General features: G+C 71.5%; 18 protein-coding genes and 1 pseudogene. 13 read left to right on the top strand and 6 right to left on the bottom strand.

Features of this window, described 5'->3' with window-relative positions; translation table 11 throughout:
- Positions 1 to 55 precede the first annotated feature (55 nt).
- From Y590_RS27660 to Y590_RS05750, 7 genes are read left to right on the top strand one after another with little or no spacing between them, the layout of a single operon-like run.
- The gene (locus tag Y590_RS27660) at positions 56 to 334 is read left to right on the top strand and encodes a DUF8820 family protein (RefSeq protein ID WP_502689512.1); all 279 of its coding nucleotides are present in this window, start codon (positions 56 to 58) and stop codon (positions 332 to 334) included.
- The gene (locus Y590_RS05725) at positions 331 to 906 is read left to right on the top strand and encodes a DUF6745 domain-containing protein (RefSeq protein ID WP_060769008.1); all 576 of its coding nucleotides are present in this window, start codon (positions 331 to 333) and stop codon (positions 904 to 906) included. Before Y590_RS27660 ends, Y590_RS05725 begins: the two co-directional genes overlap by 4 nt.
- A 55-nt stretch (positions 907 to 961) precedes the next feature.
- On the top strand, positions 962 to 1,888 hold the full coding sequence (locus Y590_RS05730; protein ID WP_060769009.1) for an STM4015 family protein: 927 nt from the start codon (positions 962 to 964) through the stop codon (positions 1,886 to 1,888).
- Positions 1,885 to 3,033 carry an STM4014 family protein gene (locus tag Y590_RS05735; protein ID WP_060769010.1) on the top strand — a complete coding sequence of 383 codons (1,149 nt, stop codon included), beginning with the start codon at positions 1,885 to 1,887 and terminating at the stop codon, positions 3,031 to 3,033. The genes Y590_RS05730 and Y590_RS05735 overlap by 4 nt, the downstream gene beginning before the upstream one ends.
- A complete protein-coding gene (locus Y590_RS05740; protein WP_060772174.1) occupies positions 3,030 to 3,833 on the top strand; it encodes an STM4013/SEN3800 family hydrolase in 804 nt (267 codons plus the stop codon). Before Y590_RS05735 ends, Y590_RS05740 begins: the two co-directional genes overlap by 4 nt.
- Positions 3,830 to 5,173 carry an STM4012 family radical SAM protein gene (locus Y590_RS05745; protein WP_286161861.1) on the top strand — a complete coding sequence of 448 codons (1,344 nt, stop codon included), beginning with the start codon at positions 3,830 to 3,832 and terminating at the stop codon, positions 5,171 to 5,173. The genes Y590_RS05740 and Y590_RS05745 overlap by 4 nt, the downstream gene beginning before the upstream one ends.
- Before the next feature lie 2 nt (positions 5,174 to 5,175).
- Entirely contained in the window at positions 5,176 to 6,105 is a 930-nt protein-coding gene (locus Y590_RS05750; RefSeq protein WP_060769011.1) for an STM4011 family radical SAM protein, read from the top strand.
- A 1,219-nt stretch (positions 6,106 to 7,324) separates the two neighbouring features.
- Here the strand turns inward: Y590_RS05750 and Y590_RS26285 are convergent.
- Positions 7,325 to 7,459 (bottom strand): annotated as a pseudogene (locus tag Y590_RS26285) (3-keto-5-aminohexanoate cleavage protein); the annotation flags it as partial.
- 139 nt (positions 7,460 to 7,598) lie between these two features.
- On the opposite strand from Y590_RS26285, the gene Y590_RS05760 reads away from it, so the two are divergent.
- Complete coding sequence (locus Y590_RS05760) at positions 7,599 to 8,423, top strand: universal stress protein (RefSeq protein WP_060769013.1); 825 nt, start codon at positions 7,599 to 7,601, stop codon at positions 8,421 to 8,423.
- Complete coding sequence (locus tag Y590_RS05765) at positions 8,423 to 8,749, top strand: c-type cytochrome (RefSeq protein WP_060769014.1); 327 nt, start codon at positions 8,423 to 8,425, stop codon at positions 8,747 to 8,749. The genes Y590_RS05760 and Y590_RS05765 overlap by 1 nt, the downstream gene beginning before the upstream one ends.
- Positions 8,750 to 8,824: 75 nt before the next feature.
- Here the strand turns inward: Y590_RS05765 and Y590_RS05770 are convergent, their stop codons facing one another.
- From Y590_RS05770 to Y590_RS05780, 3 genes are all read right to left on the bottom strand, one after another.
- Entirely contained in the window at positions 8,825 to 9,577 is a 753-nt protein-coding gene (locus Y590_RS05770) for a Crp/Fnr family transcriptional regulator (protein WP_060769015.1), read from the bottom strand.
- A gap of 377 nt (positions 9,578 to 9,954) precedes the next feature.
- Positions 9,955 to 11,580 carry an ATP-binding cassette domain-containing protein gene (locus Y590_RS05775; RefSeq protein WP_201026773.1) on the bottom strand — a complete coding sequence of 542 codons (1,626 nt, stop codon included), beginning with the start codon at positions 11,578 to 11,580 and terminating at the stop codon, positions 9,955 to 9,957.
- Entirely contained in the window at positions 11,580 to 13,223 is a 1,644-nt protein-coding gene (locus tag Y590_RS05780; protein WP_060772176.1) for an ATP-binding cassette domain-containing protein, read from the bottom strand. Before Y590_RS05780 ends, Y590_RS05775 begins: the two co-directional genes overlap by 1 nt.
- 99 nt (positions 13,224 to 13,322) lie before the next feature.
- On the opposite strand from Y590_RS05780, the gene Y590_RS05785 reads away from it, so the two are divergent.
- From Y590_RS05785 to cydX, 3 genes are all read left to right on the top strand, one after another.
- Positions 13,323 to 14,912 (top strand): cytochrome ubiquinol oxidase subunit I, encoded by a 1,590-nt coding sequence (locus Y590_RS05785; RefSeq protein WP_060769017.1) that lies wholly within the window; start codon positions 13,323 to 13,325, stop codon positions 14,910 to 14,912.
- A 147-nt stretch (positions 14,913 to 15,059) separates the two neighbouring features.
- Positions 15,060 to 16,214 carry a cytochrome d ubiquinol oxidase subunit II gene (gene cydB, locus Y590_RS05790; RefSeq protein ID WP_060769018.1) on the top strand — a complete coding sequence of 385 codons (1,155 nt, stop codon included), beginning with the start codon at positions 15,060 to 15,062 and terminating at the stop codon, positions 16,212 to 16,214.
- A gap of 69 nt (positions 16,215 to 16,283) precedes the next feature.
- Entirely contained in the window at positions 16,284 to 16,415 is a 132-nt protein-coding gene (cydX, locus tag Y590_RS25515) for a cytochrome bd-I oxidase subunit CydX (protein ID WP_083530776.1), read from the top strand.
- A 37-nt stretch (positions 16,416 to 16,452) separates the two neighbouring features.
- Here the strand turns inward: cydX and Y590_RS05795 are convergent, their stop codons facing one another.
- Both Y590_RS05795 and Y590_RS05800 read right to left on the bottom strand, forming a co-directional pair.
- Entirely contained in the window at positions 16,453 to 17,205 is a 753-nt protein-coding gene (locus Y590_RS05795; RefSeq protein ID WP_060769019.1) for a DeoR/GlpR family DNA-binding transcription regulator, read from the bottom strand.
- A 180-nt stretch (positions 17,206 to 17,385) separates the two neighbouring features.
- The gene (locus Y590_RS05800) at positions 17,386 to 18,969 is read right to left on the bottom strand and encodes an amidase (protein WP_060772177.1); all 1,584 of its coding nucleotides are present in this window, start codon (positions 18,967 to 18,969) and stop codon (positions 17,386 to 17,388) included.
- Positions 18,970 to 19,388: 419 nt separating this feature from the next.
- Between Y590_RS05800 and Y590_RS05805 the strand changes: the two genes are divergently transcribed.
- Positions 19,389 to 21,815: a response regulator gene (locus tag Y590_RS05805; RefSeq protein ID WP_060769020.1), complete on the top strand. Its 2,427-nt coding sequence runs from the start codon at positions 19,389 to 19,391 to the stop codon at positions 21,813 to 21,815.
- Positions 21,816 to 21,891: the final 76 nt, after the last annotated feature.

Here is a 21,891-nt window from a genome sequence, read left to right on the forward strand (position 1 = left end):
TGAAAAATGGGCGGATAGGGGCATGTGACGCCAGGGCGATATCTTCATTCGCGCGATTTCGGCCGTTCCGCGGGAGGCGGCCGGCCGGCCGCTGCCGCATACCGTGCTCGCGCATGGCGAGTTGACCGGCCATAGCCACCGCGTCGTCGATCCCGCCGCGCTGTTCGCCGGAGACGGCTGTTTCTACCTCGACGTGCGCGCCGACCGGGCCCGCGTCGTCCATGACGAGCATGGCTCGATCGCGGCCTCGACCGGGTGTGGCGGCAGCGCCAATACACGCCGCAACGCATCGTCACCGTGCAGGACTGAGCGTCGGGGAATCGATCGCCGATGACAGCCGCCCCCGCGCAACGCGCCCCCATCCGGCGTGTCCTGCGCCCGCAGGACACGCTCGCCGCCGACGAGGCCGGGCTCGACATCGCCGGTTGCGGCCGGATCGATCACGTGCCCGAGGGCTTTCGCGTCACCTCCTGGATCGACGTCGCCGGCTTCGGCCTCACGCGACCGCCGCGGCACCTGCCCGGCGTCGGCCTGCGCTGGCGCGGCGTGCCGGTGGATGCGCGCATCGCCTTCCGGCCGCACGAACTCGGGATCACCGAGATCTTGGGGGAGCGCAACGCCGAGCGGCGGCGGGTGATGCTGGAGCGCTTCGGCTTCGAGACCTTCATGGAGGCGGCCGAGGCGGAAGAACTCGACCGGGACCGCGACCCCGGCGGCGAGCGCCGGCCGCTGCGGGTCGAACTCGCAGGCGACGAGCCCCTCGTCTGCGTCTCGTTCGGCTGCCCCTCGACCGGACGGCGCGACGTCCTGCGCGTCCCGCCGACCACGAAGACCTGCCATCAGGCCGTGGCCTGGACCGCCGGCTTCGACGACCCGGCCGACGACGCTCCGCTGATCGAGACCTGAACCGGTCCCGACAGCGCCCGCCGATACAGGCCCCCCAACGAGGAGCCAGACAACGATGCCCTACGAGAACCTGACGACCTTCTTCGGCAAGCCGGTCGAGGATTTCCAGAACGGGATGGAGTCGTGGGACTTCGAGCGCGCGGTGCCGCGCTTCCGTGTCGAGTACGACTCCGAAGACAGCGTCCCGGCGATGCTCGGGAGCTACGCGGCGCTGCCCGGCGCCGAGGCGACCGACGCCCTCGTCATCGGCTACTGGCAGGGTGACGATTCCGAGGGCACCTCCCAGGCCGTCGTCGAGGCGCTGGTCTCCTACGCCGAGCGGTTTCCCAACCTGCGCGCGCTCTTCCTCGGCGACATCATCTCGGAGGAGAACGAGATTTCCTGGATCAATCAGAGCGATCTCTCGGCGCTCTGGCCGGCCTTCCCGCAGCTGGAACACATGCAGGTGCGCGGCGCCACCGGTCTCGCGCTCGGGCGGTTCGAGGCGCCGCGCCTGACGGCACTCATCATCGAATCGGGCGGCCTGCCGCGCCGGGTGGTGCAGGAGGCGCTGGCCGCCGGAGCGCCGGAGCTGCGCCATCTCGAACTCTGGCTCGGCACCGACGAATATGGCGGCGACAGCACGCCGAAGGATTTTGCGGATCTCTTCGCCGGCCGGCTTTTCCCGAAACTCAACACCCTGGCTCTGCGCGATTGCGCCTATGCCGACGACCTCGCCGCGGCCGTCGCCACCGCTCCCGTGCTGGAACGCATCTCGACCCTCGACCTCTCGCTCGGCAACCTGACGGATGCGGGTGCGGAAGCGCTGCTCGCCGCGCCGGCGGTGGCGAAGCTGTCGCGGCTCGACCTGCACCACCACTTCCTCACCGAGGCGACGATGACGCGGCTGGCCGGACTCGGGCCGGTGGTCGACCTCTCCGAACAGCAGAAGCCGGAGGAGTATGCCGGCGAGATCTATCGCGACATCGCCGTCTCGGAATGACGGGCGCCGGTGCCCCGCCAGATGGGATCGAACCCTTCGTCATCCTCGAGGTCGCGGGCGACGAGCGCACGGAGGGCTTCAGCGCCGCCCTGGTCCGGGCCGGGCACCCGCCCGCGCGGGTGCTCGACTACGCCCGCTTCATCGAGGCGCCGGACCGGCTGAGCGACCTGTTCCCGGAGGGGCGCGGCCTGTTGCGCATCGATTCGCCGGGCGGCGATCCGCGCATCCGTCGGGCCCTGCTGCGCCTCGCCGGGCTGTCCGAGGATGCTGGCGAGGCGACGCGGCTGCGGCCCGAGCACGCCTTCCAACGCGGGCTCGCCGCCGCGCTCCGGCTCGCCCGCCGGGTCGTGCCACCGGGCGTCGCCCTGACCCACGAGGCGGAGACGGTTGCCCTGTTCTACGACAAGCGGATCTGCCACGCCGCCATGGCCGCGCATGGCCTGCCGGTGCCGCGGGCGCTGCCGCCGGCCGGCTCGTTCGACGCGCTTGTGGAGGCCATGCGTGCGGCGGGCCTCAGCCGCGTCTTCGTCAAGCCGCGCTTCGGCTCGGGCGCCGCCGGCATCGCCGCGCTCACGGTCGCCCGCAACGGGATCGTGGCGGAATCCGCCGCCGAGCACGTGCCGGGCGCAGGAGCCGGCGTGCTGCACCATTCCCACCGGCTACGGCGCTATCGCGGACCCGCGGCCGTGGCGCTGATCGACGCGATCCTGGCGCAGGACGCGCATGTGGAGCAATGGGTGCCGAAGGCCGGGCTCGACGGTGGGCCTTGCGACCTGCGGGTGCTCGTCATCGGCGGCGAGCCCGCCCACATCGTGCTGCGCAAGGCCCGCGGCCCGATCACCAACCTCGATCTCGGCGGGCGCCGGGCCGATGCGGAGGCGCTCCGCGCCCTGGCGCCGCCGGCCGTCTGGGAGGCGATGCGGGCGGATTGCCGCCGCTTCGCGAGGCTGTTCCCGCAGACCTTCCACGTTGCCTTCGACGTGGCGCTGACGGTGGGCCTACGGCGCCACGTCTTCTTCGAGGCCAACGCCTTCGGCGACCTGATCCGCCGCGTCCGGCACGAGGGGCTCGCCCCCTACGAATGGCAGGTGGCGCGGCTGCCCGGCTGGATCGCCGCGCGCCGGCCCGTGGGGCTCGCCGCATGATCCGCGCCGCCGAACGCGTGGGCTCGCACGACATCCTGCTCGTGACGCTCGATTCCCTTCGCTACGACGTGGCCGCGAACGCGCTGGCTGAGGGCCGGACGCCGAACCTCGCGCGCCTGCTACCGGGTGAGGCCTGGGAGCGCCGCCACGCGCCGGGCAGCTTCACCTATGCCGCGCATCAGGCGATCTTTGCCGGCTTCCTGCCGACGCCCGCCGAGCCGGGACCGCACCAGCGCCCCTTCGCGCTGCGCTTCGACGGCAGCCGCACCACCGGGCCGGACACCGCGGTGTTCGACGCACCCGACATCGTTTCGGGCCTCGCCGCACGCGGCTACCACACGCTGTGCATCGGCGGCGTCGGCTTCTTCAACAAGCGCACCCCGCTCGGCCGCGTCCTGCCGGGCCTGTTCGCCGAGAGCCACTGGCACGGCGGTTTCGGCGTGCAGGCGCGGGACTCGACCGCGGCGCAGGTCGGCTTCGCGGTGGAGCGGATCGCGGCGCTTGCCCCAGAGCGGCGGCTGTTCCTGTTTCTCAACGTCTCGGCAACCCACCACCCGACCCGCACCTACCTGCCGGGCGCGGCACGGGAGAGCGCAGCGACGCAAGGCGCCGCCCTCGCCTATGCCGACAGCGCCCTGCCCCCGCTCTTCGCGGCGCTCAAGGCGCGCGGGCCGGCTCTCTGCATCCTGTGCGCGGACCACGGCACCGCCTTCGGCGAGGACGGCTATCGCGGTCACCGCCTCGCGCACCCGACCGTGTGGGACGTGCCCTACGCCGAGTTCATCCAGGAGGCGGCATGAGCACCGTCATGAGCACGGCGGCGGCCCTCCTCGCGGGGCCGGTCTATGGCGGCTACCAATACGCCTACCCGCACAAGACCGCTTACCGGCCGCTGCTACGCCCGGTGCCCCTGCGCGAGGCCTGGGCGGAGGAGCCGAAGGACGGGCTGTTCCTCTACGTGCACGTGCCGTTCTGCGCGATGCGCTGCGGCTTCTGCAACCTGTTCACCCTGACCCGCGGCGAAGGCCGCGTCGCGCCCTATCTCGACGCCCTGCGGCTTCAGGCCGAGACGGTGGCCGATAGCCTCGGTCGGTTCCGGGTGGCCCGCATGGCGCTCGGCGGCGGCACCCCGACCTTCCTCGAACCCGCCGACCTCGACCGCCTGTTCGCGGATCTGCGCGACACGTTCGGGGCCACGCCCCTGGAGCTTCCGGCCTCGGTCGAGACCGCGCCCGGCACCAGCACGCCGGAGCGGCTCGCCGTCCTGCGGGCGCATGGGGTCGAGCGCGTCAGCATCGGCGTCGAGTCGTTTCGCGACGACGAGGCGCGGGCGATGGGACGGCCGCAAAGCCGGGGCAGCGTCGATGCGGCGCTCGGCGCGATCCGCGACGCGGGCTTTCCCGTGCTCAACATCGACCTGATCTACGGCGCTGCCGGGCAAACACCCGCCAGCTTCCTCGAATCCATCGAGGCCGCCCTTGCCTGGGAGCCGGAAGAACTCTTTCTCTATCCCCTCTACGTCCGGCCGCTGACCGGGCTCGGCCGGCGTGGCGGTGCCGTCGAGGACGACCGCGCCTGGGATGCCCGCCGCCTCGCGATCTCCCGCGCGGCCCGCGACCGGCTGCGTGCGGCGGGCTACCAACAGGTCTCGATGCGGATGTTCCGCCGCGCCCCCGAGGCCGCTTGGGGGCCGGCCTACGATTGCGCCCGCGACGGCATGGTCGGCCTCGGCGCCGGGGCGCGCTCCTACACCGCCGCCCTGCATTACGCGACCGCCTACGCCGTGGGGCAGCCGGGCGTCGCCGCCATCGTCGCCGACTACATCGCCCGCGACGCGCAGCGCCACGGCCGCGCCGATTACGGCGCGTGGCTCGATGCCGAGGACCAGCGCCGCCGCTTCGTGCTGATGCACCTGCTCCAAGCCGCCGGCCTGTCCCCGCGCGCCTATGCGGAGCGTTTTGGCACGAGGCTCCTCGATGACCTCCCGGAACTGGCCGATCTCGCAGAGGCGGGCCTCGCCACCCTCGACGCGGAGGGCCTCAGGTTGACCGAGGCGGGCCTGGAACGCTCCGACGCGGTCGGCCCCTGGCTCCAGACGGCGGGCGTGCGCGAGCGGATGCGCGCCTACGCGCTGCGCTGACCATGGCAGGCGCCCATCTCGACATCCTCTACCGGGGGCCGCTCGCGAGCTGCAACTACGCCTGCCCCTACTGTCCCTTCGCCAAGCGCCGGGACAGCCGGGAGACCCTGCGGCGCGACGCAGGCCAACTCGCCCGCTTCGTCGATTGGGCCGACGGCCAGACCCGGCGCACGCTGGGCATCCTGTTCACGCCCTGGGGGGAGGCGCTGATCCGGCCGGCCTACCGGGCGGCGATGGCACGGCTGAGCCGGATGCCGCAGGTCAGCAAGGTCGCCGCGCAGACGAACCTGTCCTGGCCGACCGGCTGGCTCGATGGCTGCGATCCCGACCGCATCGGCTTCTGGTGCACCTTCCATCCGGGCGAGACGCCCCTCGACCGCTTCCTCGGCCGCTGCACCGAACTCGACGCGCGCGGCATCAGCTACAGCGTCGGCATCGTGGGCAAGCGGGAGCATTTCGCGGCGCTCGCCGCGTTGCGCCGGGCGCTGCGGCCCGAGATCTACCTCTGGGTGAACGCCTACCGGGACGAGGGGCCGAACTATTACGCGCCGGACGACCTCGCCATTGTGCGCGCGCTCGATCCGCTCTTCGACATCAACCGCACCGGGATCCGCAGCCGGGGCCGGGCCTGCGCCACGGGCGAGCGCGTGGTCAGCGTCGATGGCGACGGCGAAGTCCGCCGCTGCCATGTGGTTCCGGCCCGGATCGGCAACCTCTACGACCCGGACTTCGACGCCGCCCTGACGCCGCGGCCCTGCCCGCTGGCGCAGTGCCGCTGCCATATCGGCTACGCCCACATGCCGCATCTCGGCTTCCGCGAGCGGTTCGGGACGGGGCTGCTGGAGCGGGCGCTTCCGCTCCGCTTCGACACCGCACCGGGCACGCCCGGCCCCGCGGGAGGTCGGATGCGGAGCGAAACGCGATCTGTCTGACCGGACGAGGGGCTGCTTTCGACCCCTTGCCGACCCTCGGAAGGTCCGCTTCCAGGCTGTTGAAACAGAGGCCAACGACCGGGTCGGGTGGATTTGAGACGGTCCGCTTCTGCAACGTTGGGCAGCAGAAGCGGACCCTCGGGCCGACGTATCGGAATCAAGCCGCGCGGACGATGGCCAGGAAGCGCCCGACCTCGACCTTGAGGTGCTCGGACCGGCGCAACAGTTCGGAGGCCGCACTCAGCATTCGACTCGCCGCCGCCCGCTACGCCCCTGATTTTCTGCGTTACCTCGGTGTTAGCGTGTGCCCACAGCAACAGTTCGACCAGGGTATCTCCGGGAAATCTCACAGGTGCCATTGGGCTTTCGACATTCAGCAGCTAATTCGACTAGCTCTTTGAATGGCCTAAATTTAAAAGATTTCCCACAATCAGTTTTTGGGTATTTCTCCGACACTACCGAAAGTGTAATTGAGCCGAAAGTCGACACGCCCTTGTGAGCCTGTATTCCTGCGCAGCGATAATAAGTTTCCTTGTTGGATGCAAATAATAATTTACCTCTCGCAACGGCATCAAGATTCACAGGATATCGAGCGATTACCTGCGTTGTCGTTCCAAGAGCCGCTTTGAATGTATGTATCTCGCTGATCTCTGGAGGGCCGCTAGCTTCGATATTGTATTCTGATACGAGCCTGATTGCGATTTGATTGTGGTAATCGACCGGCATAGCAGGGACCGTGCCATCTCCTTCGGTCGAATAGTTAGAACTTACTGGAATTTTTGCCCCTGTCGCTTCGGGTCTATCTACTGTTATACAGCCCGTAAGAGCTAAGCACCATATGCTCGTGATAGTAACTGAAATAAGTGGCTTCATGTTTGATTACCGGGCCGTTCAGGTCTGCCCAAGCCGGATAGCTCCATGGCGTATCCCCAGTCTACAGGACGAACACTGCTTGACCACGAAATCATGATACTGTTGCTTCACTGCACCGCCGATAGAGCTGTGATTACACTCAACCTGATGGTCGCGTTGAGCACGGCCCCCAACTTCGACCGTGCCCCGCGACCGCTTCTGAGAGGCTCGTGCCGTCACCGGGGCGACCGAGTTGGGTCGCAGGCGGAACGTCCGCTTCGAGGCAAGTGGCCGACTTCCGCTCCCCACCCTCACCAGCCCTCAGCCCGATCAAGCAATCGGGTTTCGACCCGCGGGATCGCCGCCGTCAGGCGGGGAGGCCGAGGGTGGGCCGGGCCTGCGCCGGGGTCGCGACGCGACGGCCGTGCCGGGTCACCGCCGCGACGGCGAGGCCGACCAGTTCCGCGTTGCTGCCCGCCAGCCGCTCCCGCGTGATCCGGATAGGGAAGCGATCCACCGCGTGCCGGCGGGCGACTTGAGCGCCTTGCGCTGGATCAAGGCACCCGTACCGGCCGGCGGCAAGGATGAACCTCACGAAGGATGGCCCCACCGAGCGGAGGGGGACGCCCCGGGAGGCGAGCATGGCTTACGCGAACATCCTGGTCTCGGTCGATCTCGACGAGGCCGCCGCCGACCGCATCCGGCTTGCGGCCGCTCTCGCGCGGCGCTTCGAGGCGACGCTCACCGGGGCGGCCGCCTGCAAGGTGCCGGCGCCGGATTACGTGCGCGATATCGGCGAGATCTACGACGAGGACCCGCATTTCGAGGAGAAGGCGCGGGCCCTGCTCGCACAGGCGCACGCCCTGTTCGAGCGCTCCGCCGAAGCCCCGCTGCGCCGCGACTGGCGCGAGGCCCTGGCGGGTCCGATCTCCCATCTCGTCGAGCAGGCGCGGGCGGCCGACCTCCTCGTGGTGGGACGCCGTGGTTCCGACGACCCTCCGCGCGGCGCCCTTGGCGCCTCGCCCGGCCCCGTTCTGATGGAAGCCGCCCGCCCGGTCCTCGTGCTGCCCCCCCGCATGGAGCCGGCCGGCAGCGCGCTTCGGGGCGCCCGGATCGTCGTGGCCTGGAAGGACGGCTCGGAGGCGCGCCGGGCCGTCTCGGCCGCGTTGCCCTTCATCCGCGAGGCGGATCAGGTCTTCGTCGTCAGCACCGGCGAGGATGCCCGCAACGAGGGCGCGGAGGATGTCGCCGGCCATCTCGCCCGCCACGGCGCCGCCGTCACGACCCACCTGCTGCGCACCGTCGTGAGCGACGGCGACGAACTCCTGCGCTTCGCCGTCAAACAAGAGGCCGACCTCATCGTGATGGGCGCCTACGGGCATACCCGCCTGCGCGAGTGGCTGTTCGGCGGCGTCACCTACGAGATGCTGCACCGCAGCCCCCTCCCCTGCCTGATGTGTCACTGATGCGTATCGCAACCACCCTCCCGATCCTGGCCCTCCTGCTGATCGCCCTGCCGGCCGCCGCCCAAGCACTCGACCCCCGCGCCCAGCGCGGCGAGACCATCGCGCGCACCAACTGCGCCCGCTGCCACGCGATCGGCCGCGTCGGCGCGAGCCCCTTGGCGGACGCGCCGCCGTTCCGCGAGTTGCACCGCCGCTACCCCGTGACGGATCTGGCCGAGGCGTTGGCCGAGGGCATCACCACGGGGCACCCGACGATGCCGGAATTCCGGCTCGATCCCGACGAGGCGCAGGCCCTGATCGCCTATCTTCAGACCCTCGAACGGTAAGGCGCCCAGACGAAGTCCGGCCGATCCCTTCGGAATCGCGGGGTTCGACTTCCGCTTTGATCAGAGGCTCTTGTTTCAGCTCGCCGCGATGCGTTCGAGCCGGTCAACGTCCAGCAGGCGCACGCCGCCGGGCACGATCAGAAGCGCCTTCTCCCGGTCGAGCCGGGTCAGCATCCGGCTCACTGTCTCGATGGTGAGGCCGAGATGGTCGGCCATGTCCTGCCGGCCCATCGGCAGCTCGACGGTGATGGAATCGTGCCCGATGCGGGCGTAGCGGGTGCGCAGGCCGAGCAGGAAGCTCACCACCTTCTCCTCGGCGGTGCGGCGGCCCAGCAGCATCATGTGATCCTGTGCCAGCGTCAGCTCATGGCCGGCCCACTCGTAGAGGCGTTGCAGCAGGTGCGGCGTCCGCGCGACGAGGCCGGCGAAGGCACGCTTCTCGAACCGGCAGAGCGTCGTCGGTGACAGCGCCTCGGCGGTGACGGTGAAGCGCTCGGGCAGAGCGAGGCCGAGGAAATCGCCGACCATGGCGAAGCCCATCACCTGCCGCCGCCCGTCCGGCAGAAGCCGCGACAGGCGCACGGCGCCCTCGGTGACGTTGTAGACGGCGCCCGCCCGATCCTCCTGCTGGAACAGGGCTTGGCGCGGATCGAGATGGACGGGCTGGCTCAGCGCCTCCAAGCCGGCGAGTTCCTCGCTCGAGAGCGCCGCGCAGACGCTGACGAGGCGGACCTTGCACGCGGCGCAGCCACTCTCCGAACGGTCGTGCGCGCAAGGCGGCTCGGCTGGGATCGGCTCGACACCGGCGCTCTCGCCAGAGCTTTGCATCGCAAGCCTCCCGTCCCGCACCCCGCTCGAGGTGAATCAATAGCCTGCGTCCGCGCCGTCTGTGAAGACGAAACCGGGCAGGGCCGAAGCGAGCGGACAATGAAAGACGACCGAGGAAGCGCATTACGGCGGCGCGGGCCGTGTCTTCCCACTGAGTGATTTCTTCCGCGACCGCATCTTTATTCTGATCTTTTCGGCCTTCTTGATCGGAACGGATGCCGTGAAGGGATCCATGCCGATTCTCGCGACCGCGACTGCTTCGCGAGATGGCGCACCGAGGGCGGCGCATGGATGCCTCGCCGGCGCCTGACCGCGCAAAACCCGCCGGCACCGAGCCTCGCCGCGGCCCGCCCCTCGGCGTTCGGGTTGGGCTTGCCTCAATCCGGCCCGAGCGAGACCCGGCGCCCGGGCAGCCCGAGATCCGGGCGGTGGCTCGTCAGCACGACGATGCGGTCATGCCAGTGCGCGAGCAGGCGACCGAGGATACGCGCGGCCTGATCGCCACCGAGATGCTCGGCCGGCTCGTCGAGCAGGATGACGGGGGCCGGGCTCAGCCGAGCGCGGGCGAGGTTCAGGCGTTGCGCTTCGCCCAGCGAAAGGCCGCCCTCGGCGATCCAGGCATCGAGGCCGCCGGCCGCGCGGATGCGGGCGTCGAGCTCGACGGCCTCCAGCGCCGCCCACAAAGCCGCGTCGGAGGCGCCGGGCGCGAACAGGTTCTCGCGCACGGTGTCGGACAGGATCGCCGCATCGTGCAGGCTCAGATGCGTCAGCCCCCGCCGCTCGGCCGCCGGGCGGACGGCGCCGCCGAGCCGGATCGTCTCGCCGGGCCGCTCCTCGCTCCAGCCGGCGAGCGCCTTCAACAGGGTGGTCTTGCCGCAGCCGCTGGCGCCGACGAGGGTCAGCGGTGTGCCGGGCACGATGGCCAAATCCGGCGCCGGGCCGAGATCGCGTCCGTCCGGCGTCCGCAGGCGCAGGCCGTGCAGGGTCAGGGCGCCGAGGGCCGGACCGGGCCGGGGGGCCGGCTCCGCGGCGTGGCCGTCCTCCACGGCGAGGGACTGGCGGGCGAGGCGGGCGCGGACGGAGCCGAGCAGCGCCCGCGGCAGGGACAGGATCGGCTCCGCGAGGGCGAGCCACGTGAAGGCCAGGAAGGCGGCGGGCAAGAGCGCGGTACCGCGGGCGCCCGCGCTCCAGGGCGTGAGCAGCACGGCCAGGGCGATGGCGGGGCCGGCCAGCGCCAGCACGGCCTCGAGCCGGGCGAGCGCGCGCCGTCCGCAGGCGGCCTCGCGTTCGGCATCGCGCAGGGGATCGAGGGCGATCCGCAGGACCGGGCCGCGCTGCCCCTCGGCGTCGAGGGGAACCGCGCCCGCCAAAGCCGCTCCGAGATCGGCGGCGGCGGTGCGCCTCGCGCGGCGGACCCACGCCTCGATGGCCGCGAGCCGCGTCAGCGCGTGTCGGGCCACGAGGCCGCCCGCCAGCGCGAGCGCCGCGACGGGAAGGAGCGCGAGCGGCGCCACGAGGGCCGTGGCGAGCACGAGACCGGCAAGCGCCGCGCCGGTCGTGGCGAGGGGAAAGCCGACGCGCAGCCGGGCGTAGTCGATGTCGGCGACGTCATCGATGAAGTCGGCGAGGCGCTCCGGTCGTCCGAGTTGCCAGCCGGCGCCGCGGCTCTCCGGCGCCCGCGCCAAGGCCGCGAACAGGCCGGCGCGGCGGCGGACCTGATCGGTCAGCGCCGCGCGGTGGCCGGCCATGCGCTCGCCGTAGCGCGCGCCCGTGCGCAGCAGCGCGAACAGGCGCACCAGAGCGGCGGGATGGTGGAAGTTGAAGGCGAAGGCCGCCGGCCCGGTGCCGGCCAAGGCCACCGCGGCCAGGAAGGTCACGGCAGTGCCGGCCAGCGCGAGATTCGCCGCGAGCGCCAGCGCCGCGAGGGCGAAGGCGAGGGTCCAAGCTCGGGACGTTACGGCGCGGCCGAAACCGGCCGGCGTCGTATCGGAGCGGGTGCGCATCACGCGGCCTGCCTCTCGCAAGGGATGGCCCCGAGGGCGATGCGCCGGTCGGCCATCGCCGCCAGCGCGGGGTCGTGGGTCGCCACGATGACGAGGCGGGTGCGGGCGGCACAGGCCAAGGCTTGGCGCACCCGCGCGGCGTTCTTGGGATCGAGCTTGGCGGTCGGCTCGTCACAGAAGGCGGTGCCCGGCCGCAGCAGCAGGCGCGCGACGGCGATACGGACCCGCTGGCCGCCGGAGAGGTTTTCAGCGCCCGCCCGCACGGGGGCATCGAGGCCGCCGGGCCAGTGCGAATCGTCGCCCAGGCCGAGGGTCGCGGCGGCCGCCGCCACGGCCTCGGGCGCCGCGAGGGTGCCGTCCGCGATGGCCGCGCCGAGCGTGCCGGCCGGGATCGGCGTGTCGAGGGAGACCCAGGTCGCCGGACGGCCGGGCCCCGGCAAGCGGACGGCCCCGGAAAGCGGCGCCTCGACACCGGCCAGCATCCGCAGCAGGGTGGACTTGCCGGCCCCGCTCGGCCCGGTCAGCGCGACGAGGCCGGTTTCCGGCAGGTCGAAATCGGGGACCGGCCCGGCATGGGGCAGGACGAGGCCGCGGGCGCCCGGCATCGCCGGAGCCAAGCCGCGTTCGGGCCTCGTCTCGGCTTCTTCCGAAAACACCCCGGCGAGCGCCTCGGCGGCGGCCTCACCCTCGGCCTTGGCATGGTAGAGTTCGGCGTAGCGGCGGAACGGCAGGAAATACTCGGGTGCGAGCAGCAGGATCAGCAGGCTCTGCCAGAGCGCCAGATGCGCAAAACCAGGAATCTCGGCGAGACCGAGATGGCCGAGCCCGAGGAATACCGCCAGGATCGCGATGGCGAGCGAGGCGAAGAAGTCGAGCACGCCCGCATTGAGGAAGGCCACCGCCAGGACGCCCATGGTGCCGTCGGCATAGGCCTGGAGCCACCGGTCGAGCTTGGCCATCTCGCGGGGCAGGCCGTGGGCGGCGAGGATCGTCGGCAGCGTCCGCACCCGGTCGGCGAACTGTGTGGCGAGGCGCCCGAGCGCCGCCTCCTGGGCCGCGGCCCGGTCGCGGATCATGCCGCCGACGAGGGCGAAGAACACGATCATCACCGGGGTGGCGAGGAGCAGCGCCAGAGCCGCCTGCCACGAGACGACGGCGACCGCTCCCGCCGTCAGCACCGGCCCGAGCCCCATCATCCGCCGCGCCGCGGCGTGGCCGACGACGAGGCGGGCGAGCGCCCCCGGGTGCCGCTGCAGGCCGGCGATCACCGCCCCGCGCGGCAGGTCAGCGGCGGCGCGGGCCGGCATGCCCGCAAGCCGCGCCTCGGCGGCATCGATCAGCGCAACGGCGACCTCCGCCTCCAGGGCGGCACTGCGCGCCTCGATCGCGCTCGCTAGGCCGGCACCCGCGAGAAGGCAGGCCCCGGCGAGGCCGAGCGCGATCGCGTCGAGTTGCCCTGTCTCGATCAGCGTGCCGGCGAGCCGCGCCAGCGCCACGGCGAGCCCGAGCGTCGCGGCACAACGCAGGGCCTGGAGGCCGTGGAGGCGCGAGAGGCCGGCCCGCGCCACACCGCGGGCGAGGGCGAGCGCCGCGGGCTCAAGGCTGGCGCGGCCGGATCGGGCGCGGGGGGATCGTCGGGTCATACCGCCTTGTGCGGCGGGGGCCGCGAGAGCGGCCTTGATCTGCGTCAAGGATCGCCAAGCGCGGCGGCGCGACAGGCAGCGTCGGACAAGGAGCCTCCCATGACCGATCCGCTGCTCGTCGATCTGTCGCGCCTGCAATTCGCGCTGACGGCGATGTACCACTTCTTGTTCGTGCCGCTGACGCTCGGACTCTCGATTCTCGTCGCCATGATGGAGACGGTCTACGTCATGACGCGCCGCAAGATCTGGCGCGACATGACCAAGTTCTGGGGCCTCCTGTTCGGGATCAACTTCGCCCTGGGTGTGGCCACGGGCCTGACCATGGAGTTCCAGTTCGGCATGAACTGGGCCTACTATTCGCACTATGTCGGCGATGTGTTCGGGGCCCCGCTCGCCATCGAGGGCCTGATGGCCTTCTTCCTGGAGGCGACCTTCGTCGGGCTGTTTTTCTTCGGCTGGGACAAGCTCACGGCGCTCGCCCACTGCATCGTCACGTGGCTGATGGCGCTGGGCACCAACTTCTCCGCACTCTGGATCCTGATCGCCAACGGCTGGATGCAGAACCCGGTCGGCTCTCTGTTCAACCCCGACACGATGCGCATGGAGGTGACCGATTTTAGCGCCGTGATCTTCAATCCGGTGGCGCAGGCGAAGTTCGTCCACACGGTCTCGGCCGGCTATGTCTGCGGCGCGGTCTTCGTGCTCGGCGTCTCGGCCTTCTACATTCTGCGCGGGCGGCATCTCGAACTCGCCAAGCGCTCGTTTGCCATCGCGGCGGCCTTTGGCCTCGCCTCGGCGCTCAGTGTCGTCGTGCTCGGCGACGAGAGCGGCTACGCCGTCACCGACCACCAGAAGATGAAGCTCGCCGCCATGGAGGCGATGTGGCACACGGAGCCCGCGCCTGCCGCCTTCACGGCAATCGGCGTCCCGGATCTGGAGAGCCGCACCACCCGCTACGCGCTCCACATCCCCTACGCGATGGGCCTGATCGGCACCCGCTCGCTGTCGACCGAGATCCCCGGCATCACCGAACTGGTCGGGCACGCCAAGGACCGCATCCGCAACGGGCTCGTCGCCTACGCTGCGCTGGAGCGGATCAAGGCCGACCGCACGGATGAGGCGGCCCGCGCCGAGTTCGCCCGGACGCAAACTGACCTCGGCTACGCGCAGCTCCTCAAGCCGCTGATCAGCGATCCACGGACGGCGACCGACGCGGATATCGACAGGGCGGCGTGGTCCACCGTGCCGCACGTGCCCTCGCTGTTCTTCAGCTTCCGGGCGATGGTGGCCTGCGGCTTCCTGCTGATCGGCCTGTTCGGCGCCGCGCTCTGGTACACCGCCCGCGAGGCCGAGGCGCCGCGCTGGCTGTTCCGGGCCGCGCTCTTCGCCCTGCCGCTGCCCTGGATCGCGATCGAGTTCGGCTGGTTCGTCGCCGAGTTCGGCCGCCAGCCCTGGATCATCGAGGGCGTGCTGCCGACCGCGCTCGCGACCTCCGAACTCGGCATCCCCTCCCTCCTCATCACCATCGCCGGCTTCACCCTGGTCTACGGCGTGCTCGCGGTGATCGAGGTGCAGCTGATGCTGCGTGCCATCGCCAAGGGGCCCGAGATCCTGGCCGAGGACCCGGCCGCCCTCTTCCCCGGCGCCGGCACGAACCGGAGCGAGGCCGGCCTCGTCGCCGCCGAATAGCCCTCTCCCCCTTCGTGTCTCTCACAAAACTCCCGCTGGGCCGTCCTCGCCAAAGCGAGAACGGTCAGAGATCGGGAGTTTTGTGAGGCACTCCTAGCCGGCCGCCCCTGCCGTCGCGCCGGCCCCTCCCCTGAGGAATTTCCCTCCATGCTCGCCCTTCTCTCGGACTACGAAAGCTTACGCCTGATCTGGTGGGTATTGCTCGGCGTGCTGCTGATCGGCTTTGCCGTCACCGACGGCTTCGATCTCGGCGTCGGCGCCCTGCTTCCCTTCGTCGGGCGCACCGATGTCGAGCGGCGGGTGGCGATCCACACCGTCTCCGCCACCTGGGAAGGCAATCAGGTCTGGCTGGTGCTCGGCGGCGGCGCGATCTTCGCTGCCTGGCCCGCGCTCTACGCGCTGAGCTTCTCCGGCTTCTACCTCGCCATGTTCCTCGTGCTGTTCGCCCTGATCCTGCGGCCGGTGGCGTTCAAGTACCGCTCCAAGCGGGCGAGTGCGGCTTGGCGCTCCCGCTGGGATTGGGCGCTGTTCGTCGGCGGCGCGGTGCCGGCGCTGATCTTCGGCGTCGCCGTCGGCAACGTGCTCCAGGGCGTGCCCTTCCACTTCACGGGCGACCTTCGCCCGATCTACGGGGGCAGCCTGCTCGGCCTGCTCAACCCGCTGGCGCTGCTCTGCGGCCTCGTCTCGCTGGCGATGCTGGTGGCGCACGGCGCCGCGTGGCTCGCCTTCAAGGCCGAGGGGCCGGTCGCCGAGCGCGCCCGCGCGGCCGGCGGGAAGGCGGCGCTCGCCACCGCTGCCCTGTTCGCCCTCGGCGGCTTCCTGATCTGGGCCGGCGCCTTCGGCGGCTACCGGGTGGTGAGCCCGCTCCCCGGCGACGGCCCGTCCAACCCGCTGACCAAGGCGGTCGTGGCGGATGCCGGCGCGTGGCTCGCCAACTTTCGGGCCCATCCCGCGCTCGCCCTGGTGCCGCTCCTCGGCATCGCCGGTCCGCTGCTGGCGGCTTTGGGCTTCCGCGCCCGGCACGAGGGGCTGACCCTCCTGGCCTCCAGCCTCGGCATCGCCTGCATCATCGCCACCGTCGGCCTGTCGATGTTCCCGGTCATCCTGCCCTCAAGCACGAATCCAGGCCACGCGCTGACCGTGTTCGACGCCTCCTCCAGCCGGGCGACCCTGCGCAACATGCTGATCGCGACGGTGGTCTTCCTGCCGATCATCCTCGCCTACACCGCCTGGGTCTACCGGGTGCTGTGGGGCAAGGTCTCGGAGCGTGACATCACCGCCCCCGGCTCGGCCGCCTACTGACGATCCCGGCCCCGGCGGCGCCGGGGCCTGCTTTTCTGGCCCCTTGCTCTCGCATCAGGACTCGCGACGATGTGGTACTTCGCCTGGATCCTCGGCCTCGGACTGGCCGCCGCGGTCGGCGTGCTCAACGCCCTCTGGTACGAGTTGCGCGCCGTGCGCGAGACCCCGCCCGAGGTCACGACGACGCTTCCGACGCCGTGAACCCATGGATCGAGGCGCCGTCTCCAAGCCACCGGCCTCACCCGCAGATCAGATCGACATCGTGCCGGCTGAAGCGCTCGGCGAAGGGCTCGGGCGGCGGGCGGTCGGTCACCACGGTGAGCGGCGCGGCCAGATCGAAGGTCTGGAGGTTGGCCTGGCGCCCGAACTTGCGGGAATCGGCGAGCAGCACCGCCCGCCGGGTCTGGCCCCGCAGCGCCCGGCGCAGGACGGATTCGTGCTCCTCGTAGTCCATCCAGCCCTGCGCGAGGTCGCAGGCGGCGATGCCCATGATCGCGAGGTCGAAGAAGTGGCGCCGGGCATAGTCCACGGTGTCGTAGCCGACGAGCGCGTTGTCGTTCGGCCGCAGCCGGCCCGGCGTCAAATTCACCCGCGCCGGGCTGTCGGCCAGCAGCAGCGCGAGGTCGATCGAGTTCGTCGTCACCGTGAGCTTGCGGGTGGTGAGCCGCCGGGCAAGGGCCAGCGTGGTGGTGCCGGTGTCGATGAAGATCGACATCCCGTCCTCCACCAGCCCCTCGGCGAGCGCGGCGACGCGGCCCTTCTCGCGGCTGTTGAGCCCGCTGCGCTCGGTGAGCGGGCGCTCCTGATCGAGGCGGGGCCGCACGGCGCCGCCGTGGATGCGCCGCAGCAGCCCGCGCTCCTCCAGCATCTTCAGGTCACGCCGGATCGTCTCGTCGGAGACCGCGAGGGTGGCGGCGATGCTGGTAACGCCGACGCGTCCCGTCTGCGCAAGCTGCGAGAGAATTTCCTCGTGGCGATGATCGGTCAGCATCCCGGCCCTGTCCCCGTTCAGGGCCAAGATAGCGCCGCGGCCGTGAAACGGTCGCGCACAATTTCAGGACGTGCACAGCGTGCAAGGGCCGCAGCGTGCAAGCCCACGCAGCAAGACCACGCAACAAGCCCGTCCGGCCGATTGGGGCCGGACGGGCTCTTGCCCGGACCGAGAAGAGAATCAGGCGTCGAGGGCCGGGGCGCGGCGGTGATGCGTCGCCTGCTCGTAGGCGTAGGCGCAGGCGAGCAGGTCGCCCTCGCTCCACATCCGGCCGACGAAGATCAGGTTGAACGGCGCGCCGGAGGCGTAGGCGCCCGCCGGCAGCGTCACCCCAGGCAAGCCGGCGATATTGATCTCGCAGACCGTGGTCTCGAGCAGCGTGCCGGGGCCGTGCAGCGGGGGCAGCTCGGCCCGCATCTGCGGGAAGACCAGGGCGTCGAGCCCGTGCTCCGCCATCACCCGGTCGAACAAAGCGAGATAGGCCTCGCGGGCGGCGAGGAAGTCGGAGAGGTCGGGCGGGCTCGCCGGGTCGGCGAGGCAGGGCGCGAGCCCCGGCAGGTTGGTGATCGGATGCAGCACGCCGCCCGGCGCGAACGCGTCCTCGGCTTTCGTCGCTTCGGCGAAGGCGGCAAAGCTGCGGATCGCCACGTCCGGCCCCATCCGCTCCAGATAGAGCTGGAGATCGTAGGGCGCGGATTCGAAACCGCGGGCGTCGAAGTAGACGAGGCCCGGCGTCGGCTCGGCGATGGCGGCGAACTCGGTGCCGGCGAAGGGGTCGGCCACCAGGGTGGCGCCGGCCGCCTCCAGTTCCTTCTGCGTCCGTGCGTAGAGAGCGCTCGCCTCTTCCGAGAGCGGCAGGTCGCGCCAGCCGGGTCCGTAGAGGCCGAGGCGCTTGCCCGCCAGCGCGCCCGCGTCGAGCCCCGCCGCGTAGCCCGCGGCCGGGCGCTTGCCGATGCCGGCCACGGTTTTGGGATCGGCCGAGGAATAGCCGGCGAGCGCGTCGAGGGTGAGGGCGGCGTCGCGCACGCAGCGGGCGATCGGCCCGACCACGTCGCGGGTGCTGCCGGCCAGCGGCATCACGCCGGCATTCGGCACGAGACCGAAGCTCGGCTTGATGCCGACCAGGCCCTGCGCCGAGGCCGGGTTCTGGATCGAGCCGCCGGTCTCCTCGGCGAGCCCGAGGATGGCGAGGCTCGCGGCCACCGCCGTGGCGGTGCCGGCGCTGGAGCCGCCGGGAATGCGGTCGGGTGCCGCCGGGTTGAGGGTGGGGCCGGCCCACGAGTCGTTGGCGTGGCTGCCGGTGTGGCTCAGGACCGGCACGTTGGTTTTGCCGAGGATGACGCAGCCGGCCGCGCGCATCCGCGCCGTCACCGGCGCGTCGGTGGCCGGGATCAGATCGACGCCGCCGGCCTCGGCGCTGAGGAAGTGCCAGCCGCCGGTGCTCGGCAGGCCGGCCATGTCCATCGTGTCCTTGATGACGACGGGCACCCCGGCGAGCGGCCCCAGCGCCTCGCCCGCCGCACGGCGGGCATCGATGGCGCGGGCGTCATCGAGTGCCTGCGGATTCATCACGATGAGCGCCTTGTAGCGCGGGTTGTAGGTCTCGATCCGCGCCAGGAAGGCTTCGGCCAGCGCCTCCGCGGTGACGCTGCCCTCGGCAAAGGCGCGCTGGCAATCCTCGACCGTCATCTCGATCAGCCGCGCCGCCAGCGCATCCTCGGTCATCTCGGGGGCGACGGCGACGGAAAGGGCCATTGCGTTCATCTCGATCTCGCGCTCCGCATCCTTGAAGACGGCGAGGCCGATCCCGTCCCGGTGGAATCGCTCACGAGAGCCGCCCCCGCGGGGGCGTTGGGGGGAAACGCTCGTGCTCGCCGTCACCGGCCCTCACGGCCAGCCGACGCATCCTCGCAACGTCTATGCCACAAAAACCACAAAACCCTCGAAAGGCGGTCGGGCGATGTCACATCCGATTCGAGGAGGCTGCCGGTTTGCCGGCCCGCTGAATAGCTTTCGATGTTTCTCGCGTGCGGGGCGAGGCTCTTCCCGGCAACACCGGGCCGTCCGGCGGTGAATGCCGCCAGCATTAACCGGCTCTTAAGCGCTTCGCGGCCTCGTCTAAAGGGCAGGAATACCAATCCCGGTTCCCTGCGGCCGGCAAGCTGTGCCGGCGGAGCCCCCGCATGCTGGATTCCGTCCGGATCTCGCTCAAGGTGCTGAACGCGGCCCAGCTCGCCCTGATCGCGGCGGCGGCGCTCGGGCTCGCCTGGATCGGGACCGCCATGCTCGGGGCCGGCCCCGCCACGGACGGCGCGCAGCGTGCCGCGATGACGGGCGCGCGCGCCTTCGCGGACGCGGTCGATGCGGAGCTGCACGGCAGCGTCGCGGATGCGCGCACCGTCGCGCTGCTGCTGCGCCCCGGCGATCCGACGCTGGGTGAGGCCGAGCGCTCGGCCCTGCTCCGGGACTGGCTCGCGCTCAACCCGCGCTACGGGGATGCCGCGCTGATCGGCGCGGATGGCAGCGTGCGCGCCGCCGCCGATCCGCGCCGGCCCGGCAGCAGCGTCGCCCGGCAGCCCTGGTTCGCGCGGGCGCGCAACGCCGAGGTCGTCATCGCAACCCAGGGGGACGAGACGGCACCCTTCGATGTCGTCCTCTCCCTCGGGATGCCCGGACGCTCCGACCGGATCCAGCTTCGCGCCGGCCCTGCCTTCCTCGAGATCGGCCCCCGCCTGCGCCGAGCGCTCGACCTGCCCGAAACGATCGCCTTCACCGTGAGCGGCGCCGACGGGCGGCTGCTCGCGGGCACCGCGTCCGCGCCCTGGGGCGAGCACCGCTCGGCCTCCGCGCCCGTCCAGGGCGGGCGCGAACTCAGCTCTCCCGGTTGGGTGGTGACCGCCTATGCGCCGCCGAGCGTGGCGGCGGGTCTGCTGCCCGACGGGCGCATCCTGGCGCTGGCGCTCGCCGTGGTGGGCGCGGCCGCCGGGCTCGGCTACGCCATGGGGGGCCGCGCCGCGCAGCCGCTGCAACGCCTCGCCCAGGGCGAGGCCGGGCCGGACGAGGCTGCAGCCTCCCCGGTGCGCGAGATCGCGGCGCTGACCGAAGCGGTCGCCGGCCGCTCCCAGAGCCGCGAGGCGGCGCTGGCGCTGGCGGGAACCGGTCTCGACCGGATCAAAGGCCGGCTTCAGACCTTCGAGGCGATGTCCGGCTGGACCTGCTGGGAGATCGACCCGGAGACGCGCCAGGTCGTCTGGTCGGATTCCGACCGGACCGGGACGGCGACGGCCTCGGACCACGCCACCGACCTGTCCGACCTCGCCGAATGGTTCGAGCCGGAGGACCACGCCCTCCTCGATCTCACCCTCGAGGCCGCGCGCCGGGCCGACGGGCCGCACGACGTGGTGCTGCGCGCCCGCGCCGACGGCGCCGAGCCCGTTCCCGAAGCGGAGCGGCGGGTGCTGGTGCGCTTCCTGCGCGCGGCGGGCGACGGCAGCCGCATCCACGCCCTGAGCCGGGCGATCGAGGGCGGCGTGTCGGAGACGCCCTCGGGCCTGAACGAGCGGCGGCGCAACGCGATCCTGCGCCGCGTGACCGACGGCATCGTCCACGACTTCAACGACGTGCTCACGATCGTGCAGGCCAACCTCGCGACCGTGCGCCGGCGTCACGGCCTGAACCCGGAGCCGGCACGCCTCGTCGATGCGGCGCTCGCGGGCGCCGAGCGCGGGGCGGCGCTGACCCGGCGGATGCTCGGGCTCGTGCGCGGCGAGGGCGAGGCTTTGGCCGAGTGCGACGTCGGCACGAGCGTCGAGGCCGCCCTCGCCTTCATGGGGGCCAACGTGCTGCGCGACGTGCCAGTCATCAACCGCGTGCCCGGCGACCTGCCGAAGGTGCTGTGCGCCGAGCGGATCCTCGAACTCGTCCTGCTCAACCTCGCCTTCCACTTCCGCGATCACGGGCTGCACGGCTTCGCGGTCGGGGCCGCCGAGGAGGTGACCGAGACGGAGACGGGCTTCGGCCTGCCGCCGGGCGCTTACGTGCGCCTCCTCGTCGCCAGCGGACAGCACGAGCCCGGCCGGACGGCGCGGACCCCCTGCCCAGGCTCGCTGCAGACGGTGGCCCGGCTCCTCGAAGAGATCGACGCCGGCTGGCGCCCCGTCTCCGACGGGACCGGCGAGGACGCCTTCGTCGCGGAGATCTGGCTGCGGGCCGCCGAGCGGCAGCCGGAGCAGCCGGCCCTCTGGCACTCCCCCCTGCGCGTCCTCCTGGTGGAGAGCGACGGCCTCGTCCGGGCGAGCCTCGCCGAGGCGCTGGCCGATCTCGGCCACGACGTGGTTCAGGCTGCCTCGGGCGAGCACGCCCTCGCGCTGCTCGGCGAGAGCGCGGATTACGACGCCATGGTCGCCGACCAGTCGATGCCGGTGATGACCGGCCTCCAGCTCGCCGCGACGGTGGTCGAGCGCTATCCCGACATCCGGATCATCCTGGCGAGTCCCCACGGGCATCTGCCGGCCGCGGCGCGGCAGTTCCTGCAACTGGACAAGCCGTTCCGCCCCGACGATCTCGCGGCGGTGCTGAGCGCGGCGGCCCCGCAGGCCCGGGCGGCCTGAATCCACCCGGCATCGTGAATGCCTGACAAGATCTCGGCCGAGATGAATCAGGCTTTCCTGGTTTCGGAGAGGCTCT

Origin of the sequence: Methylobacterium sp. AMS5, assembly GCF_001542815.1 — a bacterium.
Classification (GTDB): Bacteria; Pseudomonadota; Alphaproteobacteria; order Rhizobiales; family Beijerinckiaceae; genus Methylobacterium.

Excerpts from the sequence above, each read along its gene's own strand:
- Y590_RS05725 (WP_060769008.1), top strand. The coding sequence starts at position 331 with ATGACAGCCGCCCCCGCGCAACGCGCCCCCATCCGGCGTGTCCTGCGC.
- Y590_RS05730 (WP_060769009.1), top strand. The coding sequence starts at position 962 with ATGCCCTACGAGAACCTGACGACCTTCTTCGGCAAGCCGGTCGAGGAT.
- Y590_RS05735 (WP_060769010.1), top strand. The coding sequence starts at position 1,885 with ATGACGGGCGCCGGTGCCCCGCCAGATGGGATCGAACCCTTCGTCATC.
- Y590_RS05740 (WP_060772174.1), top strand. The coding sequence starts at position 3,030 with ATGATCCGCGCCGCCGAACGCGTGGGCTCGCACGACATCCTGCTCGTG.
- Y590_RS05745 (WP_286161861.1), top strand. The coding sequence starts at position 3,830 with ATGAGCACCGTCATGAGCACGGCGGCGGCCCTCCTCGCGGGGCCGGTC.
- Y590_RS05750 (WP_060769011.1), top strand. The coding sequence starts at position 5,176 with ATGGCAGGCGCCCATCTCGACATCCTCTACCGGGGGCCGCTCGCGAGC.
- Y590_RS05760 (WP_060769013.1), top strand. The coding sequence starts at position 7,599 with ATGGCTTACGCGAACATCCTGGTCTCGGTCGATCTCGACGAGGCCGCC.
- Y590_RS05765 (WP_060769014.1), top strand. The coding sequence starts at position 8,423 with ATGCGTATCGCAACCACCCTCCCGATCCTGGCCCTCCTGCTGATCGCC.
- Y590_RS05770 (WP_060769015.1), bottom strand. The coding sequence starts at position 9,577 with ATGCAAAGCTCTGGCGAGAGCGCCGGTGTCGAGCCGATCCCAGCCGAG.
- Y590_RS05775 (WP_201026773.1), bottom strand. The coding sequence starts at position 11,580 with ATGCGCACCCGCTCCGATACGACGCCGGCCGGTTTCGGCCGCGCCGTA.
- Y590_RS05780 (WP_060772176.1), bottom strand. The coding sequence starts at position 13,223 with ATGACCCGACGATCCCCCCGCGCCCGATCCGGCCGCGCCAGCCTTGAG.
- Y590_RS05785 (WP_060769017.1), top strand. The coding sequence starts at position 13,323 with ATGACCGATCCGCTGCTCGTCGATCTGTCGCGCCTGCAATTCGCGCTG.
- cydB (WP_060769018.1), top strand. The coding sequence starts at position 15,060 with ATGCTCGCCCTTCTCTCGGACTACGAAAGCTTACGCCTGATCTGGTGG.
- cydX (WP_083530776.1), top strand. The coding sequence starts at position 16,284 with ATGTGGTACTTCGCCTGGATCCTCGGCCTCGGACTGGCCGCCGCGGTC.
- Y590_RS05795 (WP_060769019.1), bottom strand. The coding sequence starts at position 17,205 with ATGCTGACCGATCATCGCCACGAGGAAATTCTCTCGCAGCTTGCGCAG.
- Y590_RS05800 (WP_060772177.1), bottom strand. The coding sequence starts at position 18,969 with ATGAACGCAATGGCCCTTTCCGTCGCCGTCGCCCCCGAGATGACCGAG.
- Y590_RS05805 (WP_060769020.1), top strand. The coding sequence starts at position 19,389 with ATGCTGGATTCCGTCCGGATCTCGCTCAAGGTGCTGAACGCGGCCCAG.